We start from the raw sequence: 13,362 nt of genomic DNA on the forward strand, positions 1-13,362 counted from the left end.
TAAGCCCAGCGTTAGCTGGGCTTATTTATGTGCTTAACAAAGCGTTGGAACCCTAAATTATTAGGCTGGTTTGGCTTGGCTTCGCAGTTTTTGAAATAACCAACTAAGCCCCACTAACGACAAGCCTAAGCCGATAAACGACAGCGCTTTTAAAAGCCCCGTTAAATTAGCCATGTCCACTAAGAATACTTTTAAAATAACCGCTGCCAATAATCCTAACCCTATTTTTTGGATTAATAGCTGATTTTTTAAATGCCCTAGCACCACAGTAATAGCCCCTAACACAAGCCAAATAACCGAGTAGCTATAAAGCTCTGCGTTGCTTGCACCTGTTGATAAGTAAATATAAGGGCCTTGCCAGTATTGGCGTATAAAGCCATTAATTGCCAACACACTCAATACACCCGCTACTGTGAGTATAAATGGCGCAGCTTTTGTATACAGCGGTTTAATTAACGTATAAAGCCAAAGCACGAGACCCGCAGGCACTAACCAAAGCAAAAATAGCCAATTAAATACAAAATATTCGCCAATATAAATAGAGCTTAAAAATGGATTAGCGTTTAGTAAGGTGCTCAGTGCAGTAACACCCGCAGCACCTGCTAATGCTATGCCTGCCACTTGGTATAATTTAGCTAAGCTACCGGCAATACGAGCACGGTGTAAATATACACAACCCAGCGCAAGCCAATTACAGGTGAGTAAAGCTTGTTCGTAAAAGCTCAAAGAATCAAACTGCGGATAGTGCCCTACCAGTTGATAGCTGGTTTCGGTGGTAATAAATAACGCCAAGCAATGCAGCGCTGCGCCTTCAAGCCAAACTTTTAACTGCGATGCGTTAAAGCATTTGGCTGCAGTGTAAAATAACACCACACACAAAGGATAAACTACTAAGCTCCAGTGCACACCCAACACACTAAGCGCCTCGTAACTTGGGGTCCACGGTGACAATGTAAGGCGAAGTAGTAATGCAGCCACCAGCGCTTTAATTGGCCAATGTGGCATAGGCACCCGATAGCGGTTTATTAACACGCTAATAAGTAAAACTTGAATAGCCAGTGCAATGGTTAGCCCGCTGTCATTTAATAACATAGTAATAGCAAGCGTGATGTTGGCATTTGCCCCCACCCAATATGTGAAGCGCTGAAAAAGCGTTGCGCCACCTATTGCGCACTTAATTAAAATGGCGCTACTTGTAAGTAGTATCACTGCCCACAATGGATAGACTGTGGCCAACGCATGGTTTGGGATTATAGCGTATAAGGTGGCAATCATTATAAATACGCTAAACGAGGCAGTAATATGAAAAGCCAATCGTTTAGGTTGCCACTTTATACCAAAATAAAGCCCATATACGCTGAGCGCTAACCCTAAAAATATAGCGCCACCATATTGGTGCCTAAATATAAATAGCGAGTCAGAATAATCAGCATAATAAGAAGGCGTGCTTAATAGCCAGAGTACAGCTATTAACATCGCCACCCCTTGCCATAAATCCCAGCGGCTATTTTTAAGCACTAAAAACAGCAGTGTTAATATGCTTAACGCATTTATTATTTGCCACTGTAAGTAGTTAGTACTATCAAAAAGCATAGCCAGTAACAAAGGGACAATACAGGCAAGCATTAAAGGGTTACTAGGGAGTGCGCTTATTAGGCGCTTTAAACTATGTGGGCGAGTTTCAACCACCGCAAGTTTTAACCCCAAGCGTGGCACGGCAATTAAACCAATAATACTTAATAGCCCATACGTGCCCATAAGCCAAATGGTGCTGCTGTTAGCTAAAGTAAAGCCAACAACATACCAGCTCAAATGCCCCGCCCAAAGTAAATACCACAGCCATGCACGCTGTACTTTATGCGCGACCAGCGCAGCAGATAAGCTCACAAACCCAATGTACATATAAAGCGCAAATAAATTATTGCTGCCGGTATTAATCAGCACGGGGACACAATAAGCACCAATAATACCTAGTACGGCTAATACTGGGCCAAGCATTATTGCCATAGCGCTCGCACTGATGGCAATAACCCCAAGTACAACAAATGCTGTTAAAGGGCTGATCATGTTATAGCTGCTATACGCTAATAAGGTCAGTGCAAAGCACGTAATAAAACCCCCACTGGCAAGCGCTGCAGGTATATAGTTATTAAACCCTTCAAATACACTATTTTTGTAATGCATATAAGCTGCGGCTGCAATTAAGCCACCACCAAATAAACCGCCTAGAGTTAATCGCATTGCAGGAGAGAGCAACCCGGCTTCTAAACTGTACTTTGCTAAAAATATACCGCCTAGCGCCAATGCGATTGCGCCTATCCAGGTCATCCAGTTTTGTTCAAAGTCGCTACGCAGTTTTTCAAAAAAAGAAGTAAATAGTGTGGGTTTGAGATTTTTACTGCCTTGCTTATGTTTACTGGCAGAAGCATTAGCGGGAGGCTTTATTGCTGAAGCTGGCGTTTTTACCTGCCCACGAGGCTGACTTGGCTGATTGGATTGATTAGGACTAACTTGATTAAAAGTCGCCTCATTACTATTTGCTTGGGCCGTGTATGCATGTTCAGCTGTGGAGCAAGCGGTGCTTTTATCGGTGCTTTTATCGGCGTCTCCAGCGTGCCTTTGTGCGTTGTTAGCTAGTTCTAAACTAAGTACTTTTGCTTTTAATTGGGTAATTTCTTGCTTTAAATTACTAAGCTGTGCAATTGCGACAATACCGCAAATAGCACCGGCCATTATTGCAAATGCAAATAAACCCACTATTCCTAAAAACTCATCCATGGCACGCTCTTTTTATTTATTATGTTATGAGTGTACCTAAAATTTTTAAAAGTTATAGCAATCTGCTTATATATGGGTTTATTTAATGTAAACAAAATCACGCTACAGCTAGGAAAAAAAAAGCCCCAAACAATAATGCTTAGGGCTTTTACTTTCTAGAACGTGTTACATGTTACTTATTCTACGCTGTCTGTAATTGTGCGCGTTACACTCATTTTAAAGCCTGAACTGGTTGTCTCATCGTGCTCTAAAATTAAGATATAGTTACCTTCTTCGGTAAAATCTATATCGCTTTGTTGAATTAACACTATTTGTTGGCCGTTATCTTCGTATACGGCATACACAGTGTAAGCTTCATCATCTACATCAATTTCTTCTTGATCGTATCTATCTAAGCCATCAATTACATTGGTGGCGTCATCAACAGTTTCACCATTTAAGGTAAAGTACACGTCAACTTCGCTTACTGTTTGCCCTGCGTAGCTTTCAATTAGGTTAACAACCGAAATAGTATGGCTGTAGCTGCTCGGTGTTAGGTTTTCCTCAACACTCATCATGCGTAAACCATTATCGACATCGTTGTAAAAAACGCCTACCGCACTTTGCTCGCGCTCTAGGGTCATTAAAAAGTTATCGGCAAGCTTAGTGCCCTCTTCGTCGTACATTGCAACGCTGTAACTATTTGGCGAAAGCTCAACGTAATCGGTGTAGGTATCGCTTGCGACCGTATTGGTATCGTTAACTGTGGTGCCACGGGTCGTGCTAAAGCTAACTGGCGAGTAATCGTCAACGGTATTTATAAAGCGCAATTGGCCTAACGCTGATTGGTGCTTTAGCGCTGTAACATAGTTATTGTCAGTCACAATATCGAGCGTGATACCGTTTTCTTCTGTTGCATAGCTTGGGCGGATCATGGCTACGTAGCTTTCTTCATCGTAAAAATAAACCGACTCCGACTCATACACTACATCAGTGCTACCTGCCTCAGTGATATAAATTGTGTAGTAACCCTCATCAAGGGTTTGTAAATCTAGTTCACTTAAATACTGTGTTGATGTAAATAGTTCAGCACTTTCAAATACGCCATCATCGGTTGCTAGGTAAATATCGTAGCTAGTGTCTTCACTGGTGATATTGTAAAAACCTAAGTTAAACTCATCTGTATCACTTGAAATGGGCACGCTTAGCTCTGTGAACGTAGGTTCGTCAAAGTTACCGCTCATTACAATTAGTTCGGTTTTGTCACCTTTGATTGATACTTCTTGTTCGCTAATTGTAATGTAGCTGTCGTTTGCATCTAAGTATTCAAAGCTTAAATCGTAAGTGCCGGTGCTGTAATTATGACGCGTGGTTACATCAGCAAAATCAGTGCCTGAGCGCTCAGTTTCGTCTACAAATAAACGCGTATATGGGCTGTTATATGAACCGTTATATAATTGTACGTAGCCTGTATCACTTGAGCCGTCGCTGCCGCCACAACCAACTAAAATAGACATTAAACTTAGAGGTAAAGCAGCTTTCAACAGAGAGTTGGTCATTAAAGTTTCCTTATTATTAAAATCACTATTATGACTTCTTTGCTGCATTTTAATTTCATAGTTTACAAAGTATTACCCTCGCTGACAGTTCTTTACGAAAACGTTTAAAAGTGTAATAAATGTGCAAATAATAAGGATATTTGCGTAGAAAGCTTAAGGGGCTATTTTATATTGATCTCGGCCATTATTTTTAGCAACGTATAAAGCCATGTCTGCCCGCTTCATTACCTTGTCGGGGGGCTCGTTAGCGCTTTGCAGCGCCATACCAATACTTACGGTAAGCTGTTTGACCTGTTTAACTTTAATATTGTGTGCAATGTCTATTAGTTGCCCACAAAATTCAGCCGCTTGGCTTATATTACCGGTAGGCAAATAGCCGCCAAACTCCTCACCGCCTAAACGAGCAAATACTGCATTATTAACAAATGCACTATTATACTTAGTAGCTAACTGCTGTAGTACTAAGTCACCCTCATCATGGCCAAACTCATCATTAATAGCCTTAAAATGATCAATATCTATAATTAAAATAACGTAAGGCGTACTAGGGGCAGTTTTAACATGCCGATAAAAATAGCGTCTATTATGTACTTGTGTAAGATCGTCCGTTATCAACTCGTGCGCTAAACGGTTATGTATACTTTGTACAAAACGCATGGTCTTAAATAACCCATAGGCGGTAAAAAGCATTCCCATGGTTCTGCATAAGTCTTCAAAATAAACACTCATCCAATAAGGCTGCACAACTAATTCATCTATTACATCAGCCGTTGTACCCATACTCCATAGCAATAAACCTAAAGTAGAAAACACGTACGCTTGTTTTGAAAGCTCAGAGCATTGCACTATCCAAAATAAAAATACGAGCACGATGAGATTGCAAAAATCGGTAGTAAAACCATACACATTGTTTTGCACGTTTAAAGGGGGGAAAGTATTTAAAGCATAAAGTGAAAAAACAATAATGTAGAGAAGTAACGCTATACTTACCGCCTTATTTATCCAACTCATTTTATAAAAGTTAGACAGCCTAACGGTAAGTTTTACAGTTTCAATCATAGGGTGGCGCTTTTTAATGCGTTATTAACCAACTATAGCACACCAGAAAAAACCGCTATAAAAGGTTAACTTACCCTGTACTTGCAGGGTTATTTCACCACCTTGAATACAAGAGTTGAGCAAAGCAGACACAAATACAATGCAAAGCTAAAAACCCACATTTGCATTAGTGTCCACACAGTTTTAGTCGCGCTGAGCAGCTTACTTATAACAACTAAGTATAAAACTATATTAAAGTGCTAAGGCCCCATAAAGCTAATATTAAAATAGTAATAGCAATCATTGCTTTAGTTTTGTGTTTACTGATTATTTGCTCGGCTTTATTACCTGCGTAATATACAACAACGGCTAAACTAAAATAGCGAATTGAACGAGCAATACCTGAGGCTAATAAAAACAAACCAATAGAGTATTTTGTAGCCCCAGCGGCAAGCATCGCAATTTGAAACGGAATGGGCACAATTCCCAGCGTCATTACAAACCAAAAACCTTGGCTTTGCATTTGCTGCTTAACATTTTCAAATTGCTCTTGGCTTGAAAACATTTCAATAACCCAGTCACCTATAGCGTCAAATAGGTAATAACCCAGCGCATAACCAAATAAAGCACCAATCACGCACCCAACTGTTGCCATAAGCGCTATTAACCAAAGCTTTTCACGACGTGCTTGCATAAGAGGCACAAGCACTGCTTCAAGCGGAATAGGGACTATCGTAGATTCTAAAAACGACGCTACGGTAATGCCTGTTAGCATATGTTTAGAATCTATAAAGTGCCGTGTTTTTTCTTTTAGTTTTTTTTGAATAGCCATGTAAATCCCTTTTTGCTTGTGAGGATAAGCCGTTGCTCAATGGGTTAATTCTTACATATTTACGTTAATACACGCTGAAAACATTTAAAGATTTAACAGCCACATAACTGTTAACAAATTAGCAATATTTATAAGAATATTTTATTATGTGCCAATGCAGTTAAATACCTACCAAAGCAGTTAAAATTTATGCAAAGTGCACGTTTTATTCCCTTTAGAAAACAAGATATTGTTGATATGTGTAGCGCTGAGCTCACAAACAACTCAGAGCAAACATCGTTTAAACAATTTTGCGATTTATTAGCAAGCCTTATCCATTACGATTACCATTCAACACTTGAGTCGCTCAAAAATAACTACGCGCCCTTTGATCCCAATAGCGATACGCGATCTTTAGCGCCAGTATCAGCTGATCAAAAAGCGCAGTGCCAACGCGAATTTGCTAAAGATTTTGCTAAGGTACTTAATGCAGCTAACTTTGAAGTGATCACCCATCAAGACCTGCAAGATGCACTCAACGAAGAATCCCTTTTTAAAGTACGCCTTGAGGTAGAGTTTGACGACTTTGAAGAAGTGGTTTTTTACCGCCGTGGCGAATCACAACTCACTGAAACCATAACCAGCTTTTGGGGTTTGCGTAAAAAGCCCCTGCACTTTACCAATTACGACCGCGTTGCAGTGTTTATTCGCTTTAAAGATAAAGCCTACTTTGAGGCTAAAAATAAAACGCCTTTAGGGTTTGAACCAAGCTCTACCATAGTTAAGCTGTTTCAAAATGTACCCAAAGCCGACCTTGAAATGCTATTTCCAAATAGCGAAGTACGTATGCGCCCTATAGATAAAGTGATTATTGGCTCATCGGCTTTAGTAGGCGGTGCTGTGGTATTAATCACTAAGCTTGGCGCATCTATTTTATTGTTATTTGCTTTATTTGCTTTTTGGGGTGGCTTTAGAAGTGAAGCCGTAGAAATGACCCAACAACACTTTATTACCTTTGCTATTGGAATGGGGGTTTTTGGCAGCTTTATTTTTAAAGAATGGAGTAAATTTAAAAACCGTAAAATTAAATTTATGAAAGCGCTAAGCGATAACCTTTACTTTAAAAACCTTGATAACAACGCCGGTGTTTTTCATACCCTTATAGACGCAGCCGAAGAAGAAGACATAAAAGAAGCTCTGCTGGCCTATACATTTTTACTAAAATCAGAAAGTGGCCTAAGCGCACAGGCGCTTGATGAGCAAATAGAGGCGTGGTTTAAAACAAAGTATAAATGCGAACTCGACTTTGAAATTAGCGATGCGCTTGAAAAACTCACCCGGATGCGTTTAGTAACCTGCACTAACAATGTGTATAGCGCAATAAATTTAGATCATGCAAAAACTATTTTGGATGAGCGCTGGGATAATCTTTTTCAATATAATTAACCTGCATGGTTTACTTAACAACAAAAAGCAGCTGAAACTTCAGCTGCTTTTTACGTTGTATTTTGAGCTGCAACTAACTAAGTTGCTTGTTAAATTTTGCATGCACTAATTTATAAAGTGCAGGCAATATTAATAGCGTAAGTAGAGTTGATGAAATAATTCCGCCAACCACAACCGTTGCCAGCGGCCTTTGTAGCTCAGCGCCGGTGCCTGTATTTAGCGCCATAGGAATAAACCCTAAACTCGCCACTAAAGCCGTCATAAGTACTGGTCGCAAGCGCGAAAGCGCACCGGTTTGTATTGCATCTATCAAACTAAGCCCATCAGCTCTTAACTGTTTAATAAACGACAGCATAACCACACCATTTAATACCGCTACACCACTTAGCGCGATAAACCCCACACCTGCCGATATTGATAACGGCATATCACGTAAAAGCAACGCAAGCACACCACCACTAAGCGCAAGTGGTACGCCACTAAATATAATAAACGAATCATGCAGTGAATTAAACGCGCTATAAAGCAGGCCAAATATAAGTAATAAAGTAACCGGTACCACCAGCGATAGCCGCTTACTTGCTGATTCTAACTGCTCAAACGTGCCGCCATATTCAATCCAATAACCACTAGGTAAATTAAGGTCTGAATTTAAAGCTGTTTGCGCATCGCTTACAAAGCTTGCTAAATCGCGCCCCTCTACGTTTGCAGTTACTACAACATTACGCTTACCGCTTTCGCGGTTTATTTGATTAGGCCCTTTTTCAATACTAATATTTGCAACTTCGCCAAGCGGTACAAATGCAAGGTCGGGATTAGCACTTTTTGGCACAGCAACAGGTAAACGTGCAAGCTGTGTTATATCCCTCGACCAACGCTCATCTAAACGCACTAATAACGAAAAACGTTTGTCGCCTTCATAAATTAGCCCGGTTTGTACACCACCTATAGCAGCACTTACACTTTGCTGTATATCGGTCACGGTTAAACCTAGCAGCGCCATATGATCGCGAAGCGGCGTAACCGAAAGCGTAGGCAGGCCTTCCATTTGCTCAAGGCGTACATCGGTTGCGCCAGTAATATTTTGTACCAAGGCTGTGGCTTTTTCACCGAACTGTTTTAATGTTGATAAATCATCGCCATAAATACGCACAGCCACATCGGCGCGCACGCCTGCAATTAGCTCGTTAAAGCGCATTTCTATAGGTTGGGTAAACTCATAGTTATTACCGGGTACTTCATTGACTAAATGACGAATTTGCTTAACCAGTTCTTCTTTAGGTAAAGCAGGATTTGGCCATTGATCGCGAGGTTTTAACATTAAAAAGGTGTCGGCAACGTTAGGTGGCATAGGATCGTTTGCTACATCGGGAGTACCTATTTTTGAAAATACTTTTGCCACCTCCGGCTTAGCTAAAATGGCTTGCTCTAGCTCTTTTTGCATTTTTACCGATTGCTCAATACCGGTGCCGGTAATGCGCAGCGCATGCATAGCGATATCGCCCTCATCAAGCTGCGGTAAAAATTCAGCGCCCATATTTTTAACTTTAAAGCCAAGCGCAAGTACAAGCACACCCGCAATACTAACCATCACCCACGGTAACTTAAGCGATAGACCAAGTAGCGGTTTATAGCCTTTTTTAATACCGCGCATAACTGCATTTTCGCTTTCACTCACCTTGCCACGTACGAATACCGCAATAGCGGCAGGTACAAAGGTAACGGCAAAAATAAGTGCGCCAACTAGTGCAGCAACCACTGTAAACGCCATTGGCTGAAACATTTTCCCTTCAACCCCGCTTAGTGCAAACAGCGGTAAATACACCAGCATAATAATTAAAATGCCAAATACTGCTGGGCTGAACACTTCTTTAGTGGCGGCGGTTACAACACTTAAACGCTCGCTTAGTGTAAGTAGCCTGCCATGTTTATGCTGCGCAAGGCCAAGTTGCCTTAAACAGTTTTCAACCACAATTACTGCGCCATCAACAATTAAACCAAAATCGATTGCGCCTAAGCTCATTAAGTTACCCGACACTCTATTACCTACCATACCGGTAATGGCAAATAACATACTAAGCGGAATAACCATGGCCGTAATCAATGCGCCAGTTACGTTACCCAGTAGTAGCAGTAAAATAACAACCACCAACACCGCACCTTCAAACAGGTTCGTTTTTACAGTGTCTATGGTTTTATCAACAAGGGTTGTTCTGTCGTACACGGGCTCAACCACTACACCAGCTGGTAAGCTAAGTTGTACATCTTTAAGTTTTTCAGCCATGGCTTTTGCCACTACGCGGCTGTTTTCACCAATGAGCATCATGGCGGTGCCAAGCACGGTTTCTTTACCATTATAAGTAGCGGCGCCGGTTCTGAGCTCTTTGCCTAAACGCACATTTGCTACATCTTTAATGCGTACTGGTGCATCATCGCGCTTAGCAACCACGGTATTGGCTATATCATCAATGGTTTTTAATTGCCCTGGTGAGCGCACTAAATATTGCCCGTCAAAACGCTCTATAAACCCTGCACCTTGGTTACTGTTATTTAATTTAAGTGCTGTAATAACATCACTTAGCGTGAGCTTATAAGCGAGTAGTTTTTCTGGCATGGGCGCTACTTGATATTGGCGCTCAAAACCTCCTTGGCTGTTTATTTCGGTAACGCCTTTTACTTTTAATAGCTGCGGGCGAATAACCCAATCTTGCAGGGTGCGTAAATCTTCTGCATTAAATGGCGTACCATCATCTTTTAATGCACCGTTATTTACATGCACAGAATAAGTAAAAATCTCCCCTAACCCGCTGGCAATTGGCCCTAAGTTTGGTTCAATATTGGCTGGTAGGTCTGAACGAATACTTTGAATGCGCTCTGATATTTGCTGACGCGCCCAGTAAATATCGGTCCCTTCATTAAAAATAACGGTAACTTGCGAAAGCCCATAACGCGAAATTGAGCGGGTATAATCAAGCTTTGGAATACCCGCCATTGCAGTTTCAATTAAATACGTAATACGCTGCTCGGCTTCAAGCGGGGTAAAGCCCGGCGCTTTGGTATTTATTTGCACTTGCACATTAGTTATATCGGGTACGGCATCAACGGCTAAATTTTGTGTGTTGTAGACGCCAAACCCAGCAAATAAAAGTGTGAGTGCAAGCACCATCATGCGGCGCTTAACCGCAAACGAAACTATCCAGTTAATCATGCTGCCTCCTAATGTGAATGGCTTGCGCCGCTTTTTAAAATATCGGCTTTAATTACATAACTGTTCTCAGTTACGTACTCACTGGTTGGCGAAAGCCCTTCAAGCACTTCTACCCATTCGCTGTTTTTAGCACCGAGTTTTACTGGGCGTACTTCAAACACATTGCCACTTTTTATAAACACGCTAGGTTTGCCGTTAAACTCTTGAACAGCAATCGCTTTGACGCGTACAGCCGCATCTACTTTTGCAGTACTAATGTCGCTATTAACATGCATACCTGGTCGCCAATGGCCATCAGGGTTTTTAAGCTCGATTCGCGCACGTGCAATGTGCCCGCCACTCATCATTGGGGCTATGTAAAACACCTCACCTTGGGCATTTAAATGATGATGTAAGTCGTACACTGTAGCGCTTTGCCCTATGGCGAGCTTTTCAATGTTATCGGGAAAGGCCGACAGCTCAACCCATACGGTTTCAAGGTTTACTATTTGCATTAAAGCGCTACTGGCAAGCTCGCCGCGCTTTAAATATTGCTCGGTAATAACGCCTGTAATTGGACTTTTTATGGTGTAATTTTGTAGGGTTTCGCGGTTGGTTATGCTGGCAAGCTTATCGCCTTTTTTAACGTTTTGACCAATGCTTACAAAAATATCGTTAACTAAGCCGGTATAAGGCGCCATTACTTCAACGGTGCTCTGCGCAGTGGGTGCTATAACACCAAATAAAGTATCGGTTAGCTCAACGCTACCTGCTTTCGCAATGTCAGTTTTAATACCAGCGCGTTCAATTGCTTTCTCGCTTAGCGTTGTGCGCCCTTCTTCTTGCTCATAATGATAATTTATTTCAGCGTCTTTATAGCGAGCCATTACATCAAGCTTAAAAGAATGCGGCTCGTTTACGCTCACGGTACTTACTAAATAGTCATCTTCAGCTTTAAAGCGAATTAGCTGTGGCGCTTCACTTAAACGCTGCACGTTTATGGTTACGTCCAACTGGTTTATATCAAAGGTTTTATTGTTCTTAAACCCATATATTCGCAGCTCGGTATTACCGGCAAACTGGGTTAATTTAAGCTCTAAATCAAGGGCGTTATTGGTTAGTAAAAAGCCGCCGTGTGGGCCTTTTTGTGTGTGTTCGTCTTTATGGCCTTCTTCGTGACCTTCTACGTGATGATTAGCCGACGCCATAGCCATGCTACTCAAAAATGGGAGTGTAAGTAATTGCGTAATTAATAATGCAATAAGAGTTTTATTCATGATTGATGAGTCTCAATTAAAGGTTGGCCAGTTAAACGCTCAAGGGTAAGGAGCACTTGGTATAGCTCGCTATGCGTTATGATAAGTGCGCGTTTAGAATCAAATAAAGCTTGCTGTGCGTCGAGTAATTGCAATACCGATATTTGCCCTTGTTGATAGCTTTTTAAACTTTGTTTTATGAGCGTTTGCGCTTGTGGAATAACCTGCTGTGTTAAAAGCTGTGCTTGCACCGCTTTGCCTTGGTAATACGCATAGAGCGTGCGTATTTGCTTACGTAACTGAATACGTAATTGCCCTTGTTGCTCATTAAGTAGCGTAAGTTGATGCTTCGCCGCCTCAATATTCCCGCTATTAGCGTTACTTAATTGCAGCGGCATTGAAAACGAAAACACTAACGAGCTGGCATCAGTTTGCTGGTTGTAACGCACACCACCACCAAGGGTTAAATCACTTTGACCCGTTGATTTTTGCAGTGCTAAATTAGCCGTTTGTTGCATGTATTGCTGCTGTAGCAGTGCAAATTCTGGTGCTGCATTTACCATATCAAGTAGCGCGGCTTCACTTTTAATAGCAGCTATTTGTGATAAATCGCCCGCATAGTAATCACTCACTTGCTCCTCTTGCCAAAGCTCATTGAGTGCTAAGCGAGAGCGCTCAAATTCACTTTGTAGCATGGCCGTGTTTAAATCTACTTGGCTTAATGCATAACGCATGCGGGTTACATCAGCACTTGAGACCGCACCGGCTTTAGCGCGTTTTTCAATTGCGTTGAGTGCCTGCTTAACAGTGTTTTTACGCTCACTGTTTAGTGCAATTAACGCCTGAAATTTTAGCACTTGGTAATAACGCTCAGCGGTGGTTGCTAAAAGTGCTAACCGAGTATTTTTATACTCAATTGTTTGCGCTTTTATATTTGCAGTAGCGTAATTAATACGATTTTGGCGTTTATCGCCAAGCTCAATTAAATGGCTCAAAGCCAGCGTGTACTGCGCCCCCGAAAACGCATGAGAGCCATGAGTTCCTAAAATGTTTTCAGCTTCAAAGCTCAGCTCAGGGTTAGGTGAAAGCGCGGCTTGGCTTTTAAGCGCGGTTAATATTTTTTGATGGTAAGGGTAGCGTTTAAGCTGTAAGTTTTGCTGCTCGGTATTTTTAAGCGCTTGCTTTAGCGTTAATACGTTTTGAGGCTCGCTTTTTGCCAAAGCGCTCAATGTTGGTAATGCACACAGTAGCGCCACCAGCATAAGTAGTTTTTTGTTCATATAGCATATCCGTTTTAACAAACAGAGT

General features: G+C 41.5%; 8 protein-coding genes. 1 reads left to right on the forward strand and 7 read right to left on the reverse strand.

Translation table 11 applies throughout. The features are described 5' to 3' along the window. Positions 1–60 precede the first annotated feature (60 nt). The 4 genes from AN395_RS09095 to AN395_RS09110 form a co-directional block, all read right to left on the reverse strand. Entirely contained in the window at positions 61–2,778 is a 2,718-nt protein-coding gene (locus AN395_RS09095) for a DUF2339 domain-containing protein (RefSeq protein ID WP_054982776.1), read from the reverse strand. A gap of 176 nt (positions 2,779–2,954) precedes the next feature. Next, entirely contained in the window at positions 2,955–4,316 is a 1,362-nt protein-coding gene (locus AN395_RS09100; RefSeq protein ID WP_024033201.1) for a DUF4397 domain-containing protein, read from the reverse strand. A 153-nt stretch (positions 4,317–4,469) separates the two neighbouring features. Beyond that, a complete protein-coding gene (locus tag AN395_RS09105; RefSeq protein WP_095206635.1) occupies positions 4,470–5,375 on the reverse strand; it encodes a GGDEF domain-containing protein in 906 nt (301 codons plus the stop codon). 226 nt (positions 5,376–5,601) lie between these two features. Then, the gene (locus AN395_RS09110; RefSeq protein WP_029772950.1) at positions 5,602–6,186 is read right to left on the reverse strand and encodes a YqaA family protein; all 585 of its coding nucleotides are present in this window, start codon (positions 6,184–6,186) and stop codon (positions 5,602–5,604) included. A gap of 189 nt (positions 6,187–6,375) precedes the next feature. Between AN395_RS09110 and AN395_RS09115 the strand changes: the two genes are divergently transcribed. After that, on the forward strand, positions 6,376–7,611 hold the full coding sequence (locus AN395_RS09115) for a TMEM143 family protein (RefSeq protein WP_054982777.1): 1,236 nt from the start codon (positions 6,376–6,378) through the stop codon (positions 7,609–7,611). A 73-nt stretch (positions 7,612–7,684) separates the two neighbouring features. Here AN395_RS09115 and AN395_RS09120 read toward each other — a convergent pair whose 3' ends face one another. The 3 genes from AN395_RS09120 to AN395_RS09130 are packed head-to-tail and all read right to left on the reverse strand — an operon-like array spanning position 7,685 to position 13,334. After that, complete coding sequence (locus AN395_RS09120) at positions 7,685–10,819, reverse strand: efflux RND transporter permease subunit (RefSeq protein ID WP_054982778.1); 3,135 nt, start codon at positions 10,817–10,819, stop codon at positions 7,685–7,687. A gap of 8 nt (positions 10,820–10,827) precedes the next feature. After that, a complete protein-coding gene (locus AN395_RS09125) occupies positions 10,828–12,075 on the reverse strand; it encodes an efflux RND transporter periplasmic adaptor subunit (protein WP_054982779.1) in 1,248 nt (415 codons plus the stop codon). Beyond that, positions 12,072–13,334 carry a TolC family protein gene (locus AN395_RS09130; protein WP_054982780.1) on the reverse strand — a complete coding sequence of 421 codons (1,263 nt, stop codon included), beginning with the start codon at positions 13,332–13,334 and terminating at the stop codon, positions 12,072–12,074. The genes AN395_RS09125 and AN395_RS09130 overlap by 4 nt, the downstream gene beginning before the upstream one ends. Between the last annotated feature and the right edge of the window lie 28 nt (positions 13,335–13,362).

Origin of the sequence: Pseudoalteromonas sp. P1-30 (assembly GCF_001400005.1) — a bacterium.
Classification (GTDB): domain Bacteria; phylum Pseudomonadota; class Gammaproteobacteria; order Enterobacterales; family Alteromonadaceae; genus Pseudoalteromonas; species Pseudoalteromonas atlantica.